Genomic DNA, 16,225 nt, shown 5'->3' on the forward strand with positions numbered 1-16,225 from the left:
TCCCGCGATCGAAGTCTGGCAGGATAGTCCCGCGGCTTTGGCCGAAAAAACCGCGGGCCGCGGCACAAAATTGCGAAGATGTCTCTGTTTCCGGTGTTTCGAACCTGCGGCCAGCCGGTTCATTGTGCATGCCTATTAATATTGCAGCGCGGCGCGAACTTCGGCATCAGCCAGCGTATCTTCGCGTGTCCTGGCGGAGCGCGCTTTCTCCGCTTATCCGAAAGCCTGGCTGGCGAGGGCAAATGTAGTCAGTGGCGCGCGGCTGGATTGCGCAATGATGGGGCGCTGCATGACAATCCCTTCGTCAACCCGGACCAATCCTTGGTCTGCGAGCCAGGTGCTCAATTGAGAGCCTTCGGCAGTGTCGACGCGGACGAAGCGTCCTTCGCTCCGCGCCATGAAGAAATTGAGCAGGGCTTTCGCGTCGTCGACGTTTGCGGCCACCACAGGGCCGATCACTTCACCTCTGCCGAAGGCGCGTGATGCGGCAAATCCAGTGATCCCCTGGCCGCGATCGAGCACGGCCAGTTGGCCGATCTTCGCAAGCGCACGAAGCAGATCTCTCCGGTCCGCACCATAGGCGCTTCTGTCGAGCTCGAGGATCCCGAGGATATCGAGCGCCTCGGCCAGCCGGACTTGGGCGGGCGATACAACACGAAGCGCCTGTCCCTGATGCTGGACAATCGCGCCGGTCTCCCAAAAGCCAAGCTTCCGATAGAGCGGGGCACCCTCACGCGTTGCAACCAGCCTCAGCGCGCGCGATCCCGCCAGCGCGATGACCGCTTCCATGAGTTGACGGCCCAATCCGCGCCCGCGGGCGGCCTCATCGACGATGACCATGTTGATGGTTGCGACGTCCCTCTTGTAGGGTGTCATCAGGACCGTCCCAACAACGGTTGCGGCATTGGCGTCCAGCGCCACAAATCCCGTGCTCAGATGCAGGGCCAACTGCCAATCGTCGAGGCGATGCGGCCATTTGGCTTGACGCGAAAGGCGCAAGGCACCTTCGAGATGTTCCGGGTGGAACGTGGTGAGCGAGATGCTGCTCTGGGTCATAGACTGGCTTTCCTGTCCGCTCCCAGTCTCGTATGTCGGTGACGTGCAGTTCGTCTGAAGGGCCCCACGGGAACGATATCTTCCACCGCAGCCGGCGGAAAAGCCGCATCTTATGCCGCGTTGGCGCTCTATTGTTGCGGCTGACATTGCGCGAGCGCACCAGGACGGGAACGATGAGCCAGTTTCGCCCGAAATACGTGACCTTCGACTGCTACGGCACGCTGACGAATTTCCAGATGGCCGAAGCGGCGCAGGATCTCTATCGCGCGCATCTTACCGAACCGCAGATGGCGGCCCTTGTCCGGGATTTCGCGGCCTACCGCCTCGACGAGATTCTCGGCGACTGGAAGCCCTATGCCGACGTGATCCACAACGCGCTGGAGCGCGCCTGCAAGCGCAACGGCGTCGCCTTCAAGTCCGAGTACGGGCAGATCGTCTACGATCGCGTGCCGGGCTGGGGGCCGCATCCCGACGTTCCCGCCGGCCTTGCCAAGGTCGCCAAGGAGATTCCGCTCGTCATCCTCTCCAACGCCATGAATGCGCAGCTGCCGTCCAACGTGGCCAAGCTCGGGGCGCCGTTTCACGCGGCGCTGACGGCCGAACAGGCCCGGTCCTACAAGCCTCGCATGAAGGGCTTCGAATTCATGTTCGATACGCTGGGCTGCGGGCCCGAGGACGTCGTGCACTGCTCCTCGTCGTTCCGCTATGACCTGATGACGGCGCACGACCTCGGCATCAAGAACAAGGTCTGGGTCAATCGGGGGCACGAGCCCGCTAACCCCTATTACGGCTATGTCGAGATCAAGGACATCGGCGGACTGCCAGGCGTGTTCGGGCTCTGAGCCAGCAGGGGATCTGCGGTGAAATACGTTTCCTACTGGCACGATACCGCACCACGCTTCTCCGGCGGCGCCGAAGGTCCCGTCGACGGGCACTATGACGTCGCGGTCATCGGTGGCGGCTTCACGGGCCTGGGGGCTGCGCGCCAGCTCGCGAAGGCCGGTACGAAAGTCGTCGTTCTCGAAGCGGACCGGGTGATCGGCGGCGCATCGGGCCGGAACGGCGGGCATCTCAACAATGGTCTTGCCCACAGCTATCTCGCCGCCAAGGCGGAGTTGGGCAAGGAGCGAGCCATTGCGCTTTACCACGCGCTCGATTCCTCGATCGACACGCTCGAAGCGCTGATCGCGGAGGAGGGCATCGCATGCGATTTCCGCCGCGCCGGCAAGCTGAAGCTCGCCTCCAAGCCCAAACATCTCGATGCCATCGCGCGCAATTTCGAGGCGGTCCATCGCGAGGTGGATCCGGACACCGCATTGCTGTCGGCCCAGGATCTCCGCGCGGAGATCGGCTCGCCCTTCTTTGGCGCGATGCTCTCGAAGAAGAGCGCAATGATGCATATGGGGCGCTATGGCGTCGGACTGGCCGAGGCCGCCAAGCGCCGCGGCGCGATCATCTTCGAGCAGGCACCGGTGACAGCGCAGGCGCGCGAAGGATCGCGCCATCGGCTGACGACACCTCGCGGCAGCGTCACCGCCGATCAGGTGCTGCTTGCGACGGGCGCCTACACCACGCCCAATTTCGGTTACTTCCGGCGACGGCTCGTCGCCGTCGGCAGCTTCATCGTGGCGACCCGGCCGCTGGACGCGGCCGAGATCGCCGCCGCCATGCCGGGCAACCGCACCTGCGTCACGTCGATGAACGTCGGAAACTATTTCCGCCTGGCACCCGACAATCGCCTGATCTTCGGCGGCCGTGCGCGCTTTTCGGCGACGTCGGATCAGCGTTCCGACGCCAAGAGTGGCGCCATTCTCGTCGACGGTCTCACCCGACTCTTCCCGCAACTCGCCGGCACGGAGATCGACTATTGCTGGGGTGGACTCGTCGACATGACCAGCGACCGCTTTCCGCGCGCCGGCCATCAGGATGGGCTGTGGTATGCGATGGGTTATGCCGGTCACGGCGCGCAGCTGTCGACCCATCTCGGCATGATCATCGCAGATGCGATGCTCGGACGCGAAGACCGGAATCCGATGAAGGGCCTCGACTGGCCTGCGGTGCCCGGCCATTTCGGCAAGCCCTGGTTCCTGCCGCTGGTGGGAATGTACTACAAGATGCTCGATCGCATTCAGTAGCCTGACCGGGGCACATGCGCGCCCACGCTTGCAGAGCATCGAGGGCTGATCTGTCTTGAGCGTTTGCCGGGATGGCGGAGAGGGCGCGGTCGTACGCCTTTCTCCGCTCCGTGGCCGCTAAGCCCAATCCATCGACGTGGAAGGTCTTGATCTCGAGATATTCCTCGATCCCGACCTGCGCTCCCTCGCGCGCCAGGCCGGATTGCTTGATGCCGCCGAACGGGGACACCTTCGTCGACACCATGCCGGTGTTGAGGGCGATGCCTGGGCTCACGACACCGTGACGTAGATCTTGCGCACGGTCTCGATCGTCTTCCACACGCCGGTAAAGCCGGGCTTCATGACGAAGCTGTCACCGGCTCGGAACGTGATCGGATCGCCGCCGTCCGGCGTGATCTCGACCGTGCCGGAGAGGATGTGGCAGAACTCGAAGGTCTCTCCCTTGATCGAGCGTGTCTCGCCCGGTGTTGCTTCCCACACGCCGGTGTGCACCAGTTCGCCCTTGGCCTCGTCCTGCGCCCAGGTCTTGTAGTGGGGCGCGCCGGCAATGAGCCGCTCCGGCATCGGGCCGGATTCCTTCGGGGCGAAAGTCGGGTTGGGGTCGATCCGTTTCAGCAGCAAGTTGGGCTCCTCTCAGTAACCGCGTGTCCGATCCACGAGCCCGACGAGATCGAGGCCCGCTTCATATCGCTTGATGTTGTCGATGACCGCGCGAGCGGCGGTGTCTGGCTGGGTCGCGCTTGCCACATGCGGGGTCAGTAGCACTTTCGGGTGGGCCCACAAGGCATGTTCGCTCGGCGGCGGCTCCGGTTCGGTCACGTCGATCACGGCTCCGGCGAGCTGACCCGCATCCAGAGCGGCGAGGAGCGCAAGGGAATCGAGCTGCGCGCCGCGCCCGGCGTGGACGAGGGCCGCGCCCTTCGGCAGCTGCGCAAGACGTTCGCGGTTCAGGATGCCGCGCGTGGCCGCGGTGAGAGGCAGCAGGCAGACGAGGATGTCGGTCTCGCCGAGCATCCGGCCAAGACCGGCATCGCCGCTAAAGGTCGCAACGCCTTCAATCGTCTTGCCCGACCGGCTCCAGCCGCTCAAGCGGAAGCCGAAAGGTTTCAGGCTTTCCAGCACGGCGCGGCCGAGCACGCCCAGTCCGAGCAGCCCGATCCGCCGGTCGGCAGCCTGCCTCTGCGGCAGGGCCCGCCATTCGCGGCGTCGCTGCAAATCGAGATAGGCCGGCAAGTTGCGGTGAAGCGCCAGCACCGCAAGGGTGACATATTCCTGCATCATCCGGATGATGCCGTCTTCCACCATCCGGACCAGCTTCACCCCTGGCGGGATGGCCGTCAGCGGAAACTGGTCGATGCCCGCCCCGACCGAAAACAGGATGTCGAGATTGCGGTATCGTTCCAGCGCCTCCGGGACGGACCAGGTGATGATATAACGTATGTCGGCTGGAGCGACCGTGCCCGGACCGATCGTGAAGGGCAGATGCGGGAGCTCGTGCGCGAAGGCTTCACCGAAGACGGCCCCGCGCTGCGCATCGGAATTGAAGAGAAAGGTCATTATCGAATTCGGACGCGCGGAGAATGGCGAAGCTTTGCCGGATTAAGCCATGCTATCGGAGCCGGGATTTCGTCCGGTGCCGAATGCGGGCGCGATTTGGTGGATTGTTTCGCCGGATGGCTTTTCCGGAACGCAATCTGCGGCGTGGCCGGTGTATGCTGAGCCTGACCGAGCCCGGAACTGCCGGCTCCGACCGATGTCGAGCCGATCAGGGGGAGACATGAAGTCCCGCACGACCAGTTCGCTGACGATCGACGCATTCGATGCGCGGGCGGTGGACATCGACACGGTCGAGCTCGATCAGCTCTACACGCTCTCGATCGGCGTCGGCTGGCCGCATCGCCCTGAGGATTGGCAATTTCTGCGCGACACCGGCCATGGCATCGTCGTTCACGATGAGATCGGACGGGTGCTGGGGTCGGCCATGTGGTTTCCTCACGGGGTGGATTTTGCCACGGTCGGCATGGTCATTACCTCGCCCCGCCTGCAGGCGCTTGGCACGGCTCAGTGGCTGATGAAGCGCATTCTGTCTGCATCGGGCGGGCGCAATCTCCGCCTCAATGCCACGCATGCGGCCCGCAAGCTCTATCTCTCGCTCGGCTTCCGCCGCGAACGAACGGTGTTCCAGCGGCAAGCCGAAGCGCAGCGATTCGGCGACATGCCGCGCCCTTCAGAAGGTGGCGAGCTTCGAGAGTTGGGCCAAAAGGACCTGCCGGCCATCGCGCAACTCGATGCGCGGGCGTTCGGCGCCTCGCGCCTTGATTTGATCGCAGCCCTCCTGCGGCAATCCGCCGGGGTCGGGCTCTATCGGCGTGGTCGACTCGAGGCGTTCGCGTTGTGCCGTCCGTTTGGGCGAGGGCACGTCGTGGGTCCCGTCGTCGCGTCAGCCGACGAGGACGCGATCGTGGTGGCTGCGCCGCACGTCGCGGCTCACGAGGGACAGTTTCTGAGGATCGACACGCACCTCGCCGATGGTGAGTTCTGCTCCTTCCTGGCTCGGTGCGGCCTTGCTTTTTTCGACACCGTGACGACGATGTCGCTGGGCGGAGAGTTTCGTGATCCTAACGGTCGTTCCGGAAAGATACCTGTAACTTACGCGCTTGCCAGCCAGGCGCTCGGCTGAGAGCCGAGGCGCCTGGCGGAAGTTCCGCGCCAGGGCATCTCAACCGGGACTTCGCCTCAGGCCTGGGGCGGTCGGGCTGCGATGGCGGTCATCTCGAGTTTGACGCCCGGACCGAGATCGGCCACGCCGATGGCGGCGCGCGCCGGCAGATGAGCCGCCGCGAAATGCGCCTTCCAGGCTGCATTGAACTCCGACTTCTCCTTGAGGTTCGTCATGTAGATGGTCACCTGCAGGACGTTGGCGAGATCGGATCCGAGACGCTTCAGCAGCTGCGCGAGCTGGCCGAGGACGTCGTTGGCCTGGCCCGACATGTCGAGGCTCGTGTCCTCGGGGACAATTCCACCGATGTAGAGCACGCCATCGTGCTCGACCACTTCGTGGAGCAGTCCTTCGTAGGGCAAGACGCGCTGGATCATGATGAGACCGATGTTGCTGTGGGAATGGGCGGCATATCGCACATTTCCGTCGCGATGTCGTTTGCAGAGATTCCACACCAGGCCGGATCGAAGGATCAACCGCAGGCTTCCGAATGCGGTCCAATAAGGCATTGGAAATAAATGCAGAAATGACCTCAGCGTCGCCCGCTTATGTTCGCCCGGCCGTCCTTGCGCGCAGGAGCCCGGCATTTCCGCAGGCCTGATCACGACGACATCGGGGCCTGGATCGGTATACTGCCACCCAAAGCGCGATGGGAACGGACTGACCGGACCGGAACAAGGATCAGATGATGGACGATACGATTGGTTTCCCCGACCCCGGCCTCGACCTGTCCGACGGCTTCAAGCCGCACACCTCGCATTGGGGCGTGTTTTCCGCGCGTCAGAGCGGAGCCGGACTGGAGGTCAGGGCCTATGCGGGCGATCCCGATCCGAACGGCATCATCGACAATTTTCCCGGCGCGCTGCGCCACCAGGCGCGCATCGCCCAGCCGGCGGTCCGCCGCGGCTGGCTGGAGCGCGGGCCGGGCCCGGACGATCGCCGCGGCCGCGACGAGTTCGTCTCGGTGAGCTGGGAGAAGGCGCTCGATCTGCTCGGCGACGAGCTCGGCCGCATCCGCGACACGCGCGGCCCCGGTGCCGTGTTCGGCGGCTCCTACGGTTGGTCGAGCGCGGGCCGCTTCCACCACGCCCAGAGCCAGGTGCATCGCTTCCTGAACATCGCCATGGGCGGCTATGTGCGCTCCGTCAATTCCTATTCCTCGGGCGCGTCCTCGGTGCTGCTGCCGCAGATCCTGGCGGGCTACGAGGACATCACCAAGCGCAATGTCACCTGGGAGCAGATCGCCGACAAGACCGACATCGTGCTGGCGTTCGGCGGCATGGCGCTGAAGAACTCCATGGTGGCCGGCGGCTCGATCAGCAAGCATGTCGAGCGCGACGCCATGGCAGCGGCGCGCCGGCGCGGCTGCGAGTTCATTCTCGTCAGCCCGCTCCGTGAAGACCTGCCCGTCGAGGCCGGTGCGGAGTGGATGACGTGTGTGCCGAGCACCGACACCGCGCTGATGCTCGGCATTGTTCATACGCTGGTCGCGGAAAATCTGCACGACCAGGCCTTCCTCGATCGCTACACCGAAGGCTGGCCCGTCTTCCTGCGCTATCTCACCGGCGAGAGCGACGGGCAGGCGAAGCATGCCGAATGGGCCGCCGCGATCTCCGGCGTCGATGCGAACACGATCCGCACGCTCGCCCGTCGCCTTGCCGGCAAGCGCGCACTCATCACCGTCTCGCATTCACTGCAGCGCGCCGAGCACGGTGAGCAGCCGGTGTGGATGGGCATGGTGCTGGCGGCCGCGCTCGGCCAGATCGGGCTTCCCGGCGGCGGCTATGGCTATTCGCTGGGGGCAATCGGTTATTACGGCCGCCGCGTCAACGACGTGCCGGGGCCGACACTGGGGCAGGGCCGCAACGGTGTGCGCGATTTCATTCCGGTCGCGCGCATCGCCGACATGCTGCTCAACCCCGGCACCACCTATCGCTACAACGGCGAGACGCGCACCTATCCGGACATCCGCCTGGTCTACTGGGCCGGCGGCAATCCCTTCCACCACCACCAGGACATCAACCGCCTGCGCAAGGCTTTTGCGAAGACAGACACGTTCGTCGTGCACGAGCTCGCCTGGACCGCTACCGCGCGGCACGCCGACATCGTGCTGCCCGCGACCATGACGCTCGAGCGCGAGGACATCGGCTATTCCAGCAACGATCCGCTCATGGTCGCCATGCACCGGATCGCCGAGCCGTTTGGCCTCGCGCGCGACGACTACGATATTTTCGCCGATCTCGCCGAACGTCTCGGCGCCCGCGAACCCTTCACCGAAGGCCGCACGTCGCGGGAGTGGCTGGAATATCTTTACAAACCGACCCGCGCCTCGCTCGAAGCGCGCGGCCTGGAGGCCCCGAGCTTCGACGAGTTCTGGCGGCGCGGCAGCCTGGTGGTGCCGCAACAGCCCGACGACGGCGGCCGGCTGCGCGGCTTTCGCGAGGATCCGGTCAATCACCCGCTGCCGACGCCGAGCGGACGGATCGAGATATTCTCAGCCAAGATCGCGGGCCATGGCGATGCGGACTGCCCGGGACATCCGGTCTGGCTCGACAAGACCGACATGCCCAAGCCCGGCGCGCCGTGCTTCCTCGTCGCCAACCAGCCGGTGACGCGCCTGCACAGCCAGCTCGATTTCGGCGGACATTCGCTCGGCGCAAAGCATCGCGGCCGCGAGGTCGCGCGCATGAATCCGGTTGATGCCGGCGCGCGCGGCATCAAGGACGGCGACATCATCCGTCTGTTCAACGAGCGCGGCGCCTGCCTTGCCGCCGTCCACGTCACCGACGGCATCGCGGCCGGCGTGGTGCAGCTGCCGACCGGCGCCTGGTACGACCCGATGGACCCGGAAGACGATGCGCCGCTCTGCGTCCACGGCAATCCGAACGTGCTGACCCGCGACATCGGCACCTCGTCCTTCGCGCAGGGATGCACGGGGCAGCTGACGACGGTGGAGGTGGAGAAGTTCACCGGCAATCTGCCGCCGATCCGGGCGTTCGATCCGGTGTAGCGGGCTGTCTCGCAATGACGGTGTGGAGAGGATGTCTCCTTCTACATCACCGTCACCCTGAGGCGCCGGAGCGAAGCGGAGGCCTCGAAGGGCGACGGCCCGGCCGCATCTGGCCGCTCATCCTTCGAGGCTCCCGATCGGGCGCTGCGCGCGCCCCATCACTCGCGCCTCACGATGACGGAATTGACAGTGCCGTTGTCTCAAGCACGGCCAGCGCCAGAAAAAAGGGGCCGCCCTGTGTGGGAGCAGGGACGGCCCCGAGTGGCTCGTAGGCCCGGGAGGAGAAGGGCGCGAGCCGGCGCAAGTGGCAGGGCACCTGCACCAAACACGATCAACACCGAACCAGACGCGGATTCCGCACTTCCCCGCCGCCTGTCATCGAAGGACGGGCTACGCGGCAGCGCTTGCGCCCCAGTCCCTGCCCGCAGCAGGCCGGCGCTGTGCCGGCGATTCGATCTCGCGGCGCTCGCCGGTGCTGGCAAGGCGCCAGCGTGCCGGTGTTTGGCCGCTGATGCGCTTGAAGACGGTCGAAAAATGCGCCTGTGTGCTGAAGCCGACGGCAAGTGCGATCTCGGCCAGTGGCCGCTCGGTGGTTGCGAGCAGCGTCTTCGCATGCTCGATCCGGTGATTGAGCAGATATTCGCGCGGACGGTAGCCGGTCGCGGCACGGAACTGTGCCGCAAAGTGCATCCTGGACAGGCCGGCGACATTGGCGAGCTCGGACAGGCTGATGCAGCGGTCGAAATGATCGGCGATATATTGCTCGACACGCCGCAGCCGCCATTTCGGCAGGGCATTGACCCGTGCGCGCGGCATCTCCAGCCGCGCAAGATGCATCGCAAGAGTCTGGGCGATGCAGCGCGCGAATTGATGGTCGGTCGCATCGCCATGCTCGATCAGCGCCTTGGCGAGCTCGGCGGCGAGCGGGTCGCGCAGCAGGACGAGGTCATTGAGCCCGTCGCCCGCCAGCGATTGCGCCGGCAAATGGTCGAGGCAGATGTGGAAGTGCAGAAAGGCGCAAGGGCCCTGGAACTGCACGCTCAGCGGCTTCGACGGCGCGCTGACATAGAGCGTGCCGGCGGGCATCGTCCCGTCGAAAATGATCTGACGCTCCCGCGACAGCTTCGCGCGAATGGTCTTCAGGGCAATGCCGATGAAATAGCGATCGCCTGGCGTCGTCGCCGTATGCGACGACGTGTCCCGCAGGTCGTCCCATCGCGAGATCGTGATGTCCGCGGCAGCCGCATCCGGACCGCCGGAGATCTGGCGCCATTCGCTCTCCCGGGCGATTGCGTGCGCCTTGTGTGAAACCTCATGATCCCGGTAGCCGGCTGGAATCTCAATCCAGGCACGCGCCGCCTGCAAATCGGTCAACATCGCTCGTCCTCTTCTGGCCCCGCCGCCGCCTGCAACCACCGGCGAACTCTCGGGCCCGATGATTTCCATGATCAGAGGATAGGCGCGAGCCGGACAAGAAGCCCGTTAGTGATGATTAGGAGATGTTAGATTTTGTGCGCGCACATAAGGTGTGGCAGCCCGTCGCAGGGTGTTTGATTTTGTCCAATTTTTCAATTGTTTGCCTGGATCGGTGTGGTGTGAGAACAGTACAGAATCCAGCCTTGCGACGGACGTGCCGGTGTGTGGCGCCGCCGTGCCATCGCTGGACCGTGCATCGATGGCCGGTATAGTCGCCGCGCATTTGAATGAAGTGGTCGTCAACATGAGCGCGACGTGACCGAGCTCCCCGCAGCACATGGCTCCCGCAGCAATGCCACGGGGGGCAATCCCGATCTGGAAGCCGTGTCGTTCGGGCCGTTTTTCCTGAGATCGCGGCTGCTCGAGAAGGATGGCGCTCCGGTCAAGCTCGGCAGCCGCGCGATCGACATTCTGCGCCTGCTGGTCAGCCGCGCCGGTGAGGTGGTGCCGAAGGGCGAGATTCTCAGCTACGCGTGGTCCGGTCTCGCAGTCGAGGAGATCAGCCTGCGCGTCCATGTCGCCGAGCTGCGCAAGGTGCTCGGCGACGGCAAGGACGGCGCCCGCTACATCACCAACATCCCGAGCCGGGGCTATTGCTTCGTCGCGCCCGTGCAACGTGGCGAGCGCAATGCCGCTCCGGCAGCCCTGCCGCGTGCATCCGAAACAACGACACCGCCGCCGTCCCTGCCGCATCGGCTGGACCGGATGATCGGGCGGGACGAGGTCCTCCCGGAGCTGTCGGCCCGTCTGCTCAGCGATCGCTTCGTCACGCTGCGGGGCCCGGGCGGCATCGGCAAGACCACGGTTGCGACTGCGCTCGCCCACGACATGTGGCAGACGTTCGAAGGCAACGTTCACTTCCTCGAATTCGGTCCGCTCAAGGATGCCGCGCTGGTCGCGAGCACGGTCGCGGCCGCTCTGGGCCTCGTCGTGCATCACGAGGATCCCTCAAGCAGCATCGTCAACTTCCTGCGCGGACGGCGGCTGCTTCTGATCCTCGACAGCTGCGAGCACGTCATCGACGAGGTCGCGCGTTTGGCGGAAAACATCTATCGCGAGGCCCCCGGCATCGCCATTCTCGCCACCAGCCGCGAGTCGCTGCTGGTGGAAGGCGAGCAGATCTTTGAGCTCGTTCCGCTGCCGGGCCCGCCGCAAGGCACCCGCCTCAGCGCTGATGAGGTGCTGGATTATCCGGCTGCACGGCTGTTCGTCGATCGTGCCGCCGCCGCAGGGCACCGGGGCGATATCACGGACGAAGACGCCGAGGTCCTCGCGGAGATCTGCGGCAAGCTCGACGGCATTGCGCTCGCGATCGAGCTCGCGGCCGTGCGCGTCGGCGTCTACGGCTTGCGCGAGATGGCCGCACTGCTCGACTCCCGGCTCAAGCTCGAATGGCGGGGACGACGAACGGCGCCGCCGCGGCAGCAGACGCTGGGCGCCACGCTCGACTGGAGCTTTGGCCTGATCGGCGAAAGCGAGCGCATCGTGTTGCAGCGGCTTGCCGTCTTCGCAGGTCCCTTCACGCTCAAGGGCGCGATGGCGGTCGCGGCGGAGGATGAAGCCGCGGCCGACCGTGTCGTCGATGCGCTGGAGCAGCTCGTGGCCAAATCGTTGGTGTCGGCGCAGCCGGATGGTGCCTCGCGGCGCTATCGCCTGCTGGATGCCACGCGCGCCTATGCGATGCAGAAGCTCGCCGATGGCGGCGAGGCGGGCACGGTCGCGCATCGTCACGCCTCCTACGTCCAGCGCACGCTCGAGACCGGCATGGCGGAGCAGGGCGGCGATCAGGCGTCCCGGCTGCAGGGGCGCGCGGGTCTGCTTGCCGATGCCCGCGCCGCGCTGGAATGGAGCTATGCGAATGACGCCGGCGTGGCTCTGCGCGTGCCGCTCGCCGGCAGTGCTGCAAGGCTGTTCGTCGAGCTCAATCTGCTGAACGAGGCGCGCATCTGGTCCGGCCGTGCCCTTGCGGCGCTCGACGATGCCAATCAGGGCGGCAGATGGGAGCTGGAGCTCCAGTCGACGCTCGGTCACGCCTTCATGTTCACCGAGCGCAACAGCGAGCAGGCCGAGGCCGCACTCCGCCGCGGGCTCGACATCGCCGACACGCTTTCCGACCATGCCAATGCGTTCAGGCTGCTGTCGCGGCTGAACATGTTTTACCGCCGCACCGGCGACTACAGGCATCTGGTGCCGACCGCGCTCAAGGCCGAGCGGATCGCGCGGCTGATCGGCGATACCGCGGGAATCGCGGGCAGCAAGGCGCTCCTCGGCGTGTCCTATCATCTCGCCGGCGATCAGGCCGAGGCGCAGGCGCATCTCGACGAGGGCGTCCGCGACGATGCCGCGCTGCGCGGGACGCAGCCCGGACATTTCGCCTATTCGCGCACGCCGCAGATTCCGCTCGCGCGGGTGTTGTGGCTGCGCGGCTTTCCCGATCGTGCGCTCGACTGCGTCAGCCCGCTGGTCGGCGCCGCCGCGCCGCGCGATGTGGTGATGCATTGCATCGCGCTGTGCTGGTCATCCTCCGTGTTCGGCTGGGTCGGCGACTGGGCCGCCGTCGAGACGATGACGGGACGCCTCGCGACGCATGCAAACGTGCACGGGCTTGCGCCCTATGAGGCCGTCGCGACCGGCTTTCATGCGCAGACCATGATCGCGCGCGGCGAGACGGCCGGCGGCATCGATTTGCTGCGCAGCGCGCTGCCGCGTCTGCACGCGGATCGCTACGAGCTCTACGCCTCGGCCTTCGCGGCCGACCTGTCTCAGGGACTGGCCACGCTCGGACGACCGACGGAAGCACTGCAGGTCCTGCACGAAACGATCGCCCGCGTCGAACAGGGCGGCGGAGGCTTTGACATGCCCGAGCTGCTCCGCCGGCGCGGCGACCTCGAAGCGCGTATGGGTGATCTCGCTGCGGCGGAAGCGAGCCTTGCCGTATCGCGCGCATTGGCCGAGCAGCAGGGCGCCTTGTCCTGGCGATTGCGAACGGAGATGTCGCTTGCAGCGCTTCGGCGCCAGCGGGGCGCCAAAGACCCGCTCGACGATCTCGCGGCGATCTATGGGCGGTTCACTGAAGGATTCGAGACGGCGGATCTGAAGGCGGCGCGGCTCATGCTTGGCGAGCGATCCGCCTGAGAAAGCTCAGTCGAACCGAAAATCCGAGAGATCGATCGACACCATCAGCTCCTCGCGCAGCGGCATCAGATCGTCGCCGCGCAGATAGATGCGCCGGCGTGTCGGGAGCCTGAAGCCATCGACGGCGACGGGGTCGGACACATAGTGAGCCGCCGGAAAACTGCCGGCGATCTCGACCCGATAGTCGTGTCGGCGAATGAGCATATCAGGGCCGAAATAGAAATCCTGATCACGGCTGTGGCTGGCGATCATCGCCGGGAATGTCGCTCGTAGTCCGCGCCAGACCTCCACGCCTTCGTGCCAGGGCTCGATCTCGCGGACATCGAATCCGTCCATGGCAAGCAAAAAGGGCGTCGTCATGTAGGTCCATAGCGCGTAGCCCTCGAAATAGGCGCGGTGCAGCGGGTCCCAGTGCGTGCGCATGTCGTGCCGCGCGAACGCGGCGCGCGGATCGTTGCGCATCGCGACGATGCTGCCGTCCGCCGCGACGATCGCGATCCGCTCGGGGCTGAATTCGGTGCGCTGGCCGGGCTTGCCGAACGGCGCGGCCGACGCTCGCTGGCGATGCAGCTCGATCCGCATCGTGCGCGGCGCCTGATCCTGGTCGACGCCCTTCAAGGCCCGGAGGTCACCTCCCGTCACGATCGTGGCGGTGAGGCGCTCATGGCTCTTCCATCTATCGAGGCCGCCATGGGCCTCGATCGCATCCGCCAGCAGCGGGATCATCCGGCCGCTCCTTCTCGCATCGGTGCAGTTGCTCCGATGCAGATACTCCCGCGCGCAGATGACCGCGCGTTAAGCGTTGTTAAGTGCCGTTGGCCGGAACCCGGGCTAGGCTTCGGCCATGACATCGAGCACCGCGTCGGCAAAGGCCTTCGGGGCCTCCTGCGGCAGATTGTGACCGATGCCGCCCTTGACGGTCCGGTGCGAATAGCGGCCCGAGAATTTCCTGGCGTAGGCGGACGGCTCCGGATGCGGCGCCCCGTTGGCGTCGCCCTCCATGGTGATGGTGGGGACGGTGATGACCGGGGCCTGCGCCAGCCGTGCCTCGTCGGCATCGTATTTCGCCTCGCCCTCGGCAAGACCCAGCCGCCAGCGATAATTATGGACCACGACCGCGACATGGTCGGGATTGTCGAAGGCCCTGGCGCTTCGATCGAAGGTGGCGTCGTCGAAATGCCATTGCGGCGAGGCGAGCTGCCAGATCAGCTTCGAGAAATCGTGGCGGTATTTGTCGTAACCCTCGCGGCCGCGCTCGGTCGCGAAATAGAACTGGTACCACCATTGCAGCTCCGCCTTCGGCGGCAGCGGCATCTTGCCGGCCTGCTGGCTGCCGATCAAATAACCGCTCACCGAGACCATCGCCTTGACCCGCTCCGGCCACAGCGCAGCAACGATGTTGGCTGTGCGAGCGCCCCAGTCGAAGCCGGCAATCGTGGCCTTGTCGATCTTGAGTGCGTCCATCAGGGCGACGATGTCCGCCGCGATCGCCGCCGGCTGCCCGTTCCGCATCGTGGCATCCGACAGGAAGCGTGTGGTGCCGTAGCCGCGCAGGTAGGGCACGATCACGCGATGGCCGGCAGCGGCGAGCAGCGGGGCGACGTCGACGAAAGCGTAGATGTCGTAGGGCCAGCCGTGCAGCAGGATCACGGGCGGACCGTCGGCCGGCCCGGCCTCGGCGTAGCCGACATTGAGCAGGCCGGCGTCGATCTGTTTCAGCGACGCGAACGCGGTGTTTGCCTCCGGCTTGATGGCGCCGGCGGACTTCGCCGGCTTGGCCTCGGCCGCCGCGCCCAGCGAGAGTTGGGCGGCGGCGAGCGTCATCGCGGCGCCTCCGAAGAAGCGGCGGCGTTCATGGTTGATGGTGTCGGACATGCGTGTCTCCTGTCGTGGTTGCATTGCGCGAAGCGTGGCGGCTCGCCACGCCGTCGCTGTTCGGTTTCAGTCCTTGTGTCCATCCAGCCGTGCAAGGAAGTCGCGGACGAGCGAAGCGATCTCGTCGGTGGCTTCGTCCAGCGCGAAGTGGCCGGCTTCGAGGATGTGTATTTCGGCCTCAGGCACGTCGTCGCGATAGGCCGCCGCGCCGGCGACGGCGAAGGACGGGTCGTACTTGCCCCAGACCACCAGCATCGGCGGCCGCGTCTTGCGCAACCAATCCTGCCACGTTGGATAGGAGGCAACATTCGTCCTGTAATCCAGGAACAGCGTGGTCTGGATCTCCGGCTGGCCCGGGCGCGTCAGGAACGCATATTCGTCGGTCCAGGTGTCGGGGTCGTAGCGTTCGGGATGCGGGCTGGAGCCGAGATGCCGCTGGCGCGTCGCTTCCAAAGAAGTGAAGTTGGCCTTGAGCGCCTCGAGCTCGTGTGCCGGATCGGCCCAGTATTTGCGACGCGCTTCCCAGAGCGGGCTCAGGCCTTGCTGATGCGAGACGGCGTTCTGGATCATGACCGCGCGGACGCGCTCGGGATGCGCCAGCGCCATGCGGAAGCCGACCGGGCCGCCGTAATCCTGCATGAACAGCACGTAGTCGGTCAGGCCGAGCTTCGCCGTGAACTCACCGATCACGCCGGCGATGTTGTCGAACGTATAGGTGAAGTCGGATGGCGGCGGCGCGCTGCTGTTGCCGAAGCCGGGATAGTCCGGCGCGATCAGGTGATATTTGTCGGCGAGCAGCGGCAGCAGCGGCTCCCACAT

General features: G+C 65.7%; 13 protein-coding genes and 1 pseudogene. 5 read left to right on the top strand and 9 right to left on the bottom strand.

The genetic code is table 11. The features are described 5' to 3' along the window. Window positions 1-213 precede the first annotated feature (213 nt). Entirely contained in the window at window positions 214-1,056 is an 843-nt protein-coding gene (locus tag PMI42_RS01790; protein WP_008130031.1) for a GNAT family N-acetyltransferase, read from the bottom strand. A 173-nt stretch (window positions 1,057-1,229) separates the two neighbouring features. On the opposite strand from PMI42_RS01790, the gene PMI42_RS01795 reads away from it, so the two are divergent. Beyond that, on the top strand, window positions 1,230-1,898 hold the full coding sequence (locus tag PMI42_RS01795) for a haloacid dehalogenase type II (RefSeq protein WP_008130033.1): 669 nt from the start codon (window positions 1,230-1,232) through the stop codon (window positions 1,896-1,898). A gap of 18 nt (window positions 1,899-1,916) precedes the next feature. Continuing rightward, window positions 1,917-3,191: an NAD(P)/FAD-dependent oxidoreductase gene (locus tag PMI42_RS01800; RefSeq protein WP_008130035.1), complete on the top strand. Its 1,275-nt coding sequence runs from the start codon at window positions 1,917-1,919 to the stop codon at window positions 3,189-3,191. A 124-nt stretch (window positions 3,192-3,315) separates the two neighbouring features. Here the strand turns inward: PMI42_RS01800 and PMI42_RS38905 are convergent. The 3 genes and pseudogenes from PMI42_RS38905 to PMI42_RS01815 form a co-directional block, all read right to left on the bottom strand. After that, window positions 3,316-3,453, bottom strand: a pseudogene (locus PMI42_RS38905) (aldehyde dehydrogenase family protein); the annotation flags it as partial. 8 nt (window positions 3,454-3,461) lie between these two features. Further along, a complete protein-coding gene (locus tag PMI42_RS01810) occupies window positions 3,462-3,755 on the bottom strand; it encodes a cupin domain-containing protein (protein WP_193376313.1) in 294 nt (97 codons plus the stop codon). Between the two features lie 69 nt (window positions 3,756-3,824). Continuing rightward, the gene (locus PMI42_RS01815; protein WP_008130038.1) at window positions 3,825-4,748 is read right to left on the bottom strand and encodes a 2-hydroxyacid dehydrogenase; all 924 of its coding nucleotides are present in this window, start codon (window positions 4,746-4,748) and stop codon (window positions 3,825-3,827) included. Between the two features lie 220 nt (window positions 4,749-4,968). On the opposite strand from PMI42_RS01815, the gene PMI42_RS01820 reads away from it, so the two are divergent. Then, entirely contained in the window at window positions 4,969-5,871 is a 903-nt protein-coding gene (locus PMI42_RS01820; RefSeq protein WP_008130039.1) for a GNAT family N-acetyltransferase, read from the top strand. 56 nt (window positions 5,872-5,927) lie between these two features. Here the strand turns inward: PMI42_RS01820 and PMI42_RS01825 are convergent, their stop codons facing one another. Next, window positions 5,928-6,386 carry a Rid family hydrolase gene (locus PMI42_RS01825; RefSeq protein ID WP_240535189.1) on the bottom strand — a complete coding sequence of 153 codons (459 nt, stop codon included), beginning with the start codon at window positions 6,384-6,386 and terminating at the stop codon, window positions 5,928-5,930. 212 nt (window positions 6,387-6,598) lie between these two features. Here PMI42_RS01825 and PMI42_RS01830 point away from each other — a divergent pair, with 212 nt between their 5' ends. Continuing rightward, window positions 6,599-8,920: a molybdopterin guanine dinucleotide-containing S/N-oxide reductase gene (locus PMI42_RS01830; RefSeq protein WP_008130041.1), complete on the top strand. Its 2,322-nt coding sequence runs from the start codon at window positions 6,599-6,601 to the stop codon at window positions 8,918-8,920. 390 nt (window positions 8,921-9,310) lie between these two features. Here the strand turns inward: PMI42_RS01830 and PMI42_RS01835 are convergent, their stop codons facing one another. Beyond that, on the bottom strand, window positions 9,311-10,297 hold the full coding sequence (locus tag PMI42_RS01835; protein ID WP_008130042.1) for a helix-turn-helix domain-containing protein: 987 nt from the start codon (window positions 10,295-10,297) through the stop codon (window positions 9,311-9,313). Window positions 10,298-10,651: 354 nt separating this feature from the next. On the opposite strand from PMI42_RS01835, the gene PMI42_RS01840 reads away from it, so the two are divergent. Further along, window positions 10,652-13,531 carry an ATP-binding protein gene (locus PMI42_RS01840; protein ID WP_008130043.1) on the top strand — a complete coding sequence of 960 codons (2,880 nt, stop codon included), beginning with the start codon at window positions 10,652-10,654 and terminating at the stop codon, window positions 13,529-13,531. A 6-nt stretch (window positions 13,532-13,537) separates the two neighbouring features. Here PMI42_RS01840 and PMI42_RS01845 read toward each other — a convergent pair whose 3' ends face one another. The 3 genes from PMI42_RS01845 to PMI42_RS01855 all read right to left on the bottom strand — a co-directional run. Then, window positions 13,538-14,257: a hypothetical protein gene (locus PMI42_RS01845; protein ID WP_008130044.1), complete on the bottom strand. Its 720-nt coding sequence runs from the start codon at window positions 14,255-14,257 to the stop codon at window positions 13,538-13,540. A 105-nt stretch (window positions 14,258-14,362) separates the two neighbouring features. Beyond that, a complete protein-coding gene (locus PMI42_RS01850; protein WP_008130045.1) occupies window positions 14,363-15,406 on the bottom strand; it encodes an alpha/beta fold hydrolase in 1,044 nt (347 codons plus the stop codon). 66 nt (window positions 15,407-15,472) lie between these two features. Then, window positions 15,473-16,225: alpha/beta fold hydrolase (locus PMI42_RS01855; protein ID WP_008130046.1), on the bottom strand; the 753-nt coding region annotated here is incomplete at its 5' end.

It is taken from the genome of Bradyrhizobium sp. YR681 (assembly GCF_000282615.1).
GTDB lineage: Bacteria > Pseudomonadota > Alphaproteobacteria > Rhizobiales > Xanthobacteraceae > Bradyrhizobium.

Coding starts and splice junctions, on each gene's coding strand:
- PMI42_RS01790 (WP_008130031.1), bottom strand. CDS start 1,056: ATGACCCAGAGCAGCATCTCGCTCACCACGTTCCACCCGGAACATCTC.
- PMI42_RS01795 (WP_008130033.1), top strand. CDS start 1,230: ATGAGCCAGTTTCGCCCGAAATACGTGACCTTCGACTGCTACGGCACG.
- PMI42_RS01810 (WP_193376313.1), bottom strand. CDS start 3,755: ATGCCGGAGCGGCTCATTGCCGGCGCGCCCCACTACAAGACCTGGGCG.
- PMI42_RS01815 (WP_008130038.1), bottom strand. CDS start 4,748: ATGACCTTTCTCTTCAATTCCGATGCGCAGCGCGGGGCCGTCTTCGGT.
- PMI42_RS01820 (WP_008130039.1), top strand. CDS start 4,969: ATGAAGTCCCGCACGACCAGTTCGCTGACGATCGACGCATTCGATGCG.
- PMI42_RS01830 (WP_008130041.1), top strand. CDS start 6,599: ATGGACGATACGATTGGTTTCCCCGACCCCGGCCTCGACCTGTCCGAC.
- PMI42_RS01835 (WP_008130042.1), bottom strand. CDS start 10,297: ATGTTGACCGATTTGCAGGCGGCGCGTGCCTGGATTGAGATTCCAGCC.
- PMI42_RS01845 (WP_008130044.1), bottom strand. CDS start 14,257: ATGATCCCGCTGCTGGCGGATGCGATCGAGGCCCATGGCGGCCTCGAT.
- PMI42_RS01850 (WP_008130045.1), bottom strand. CDS start 15,406: ATGTCCGACACCATCAACCATGAACGCCGCCGCTTCTTCGGAGGCGCC.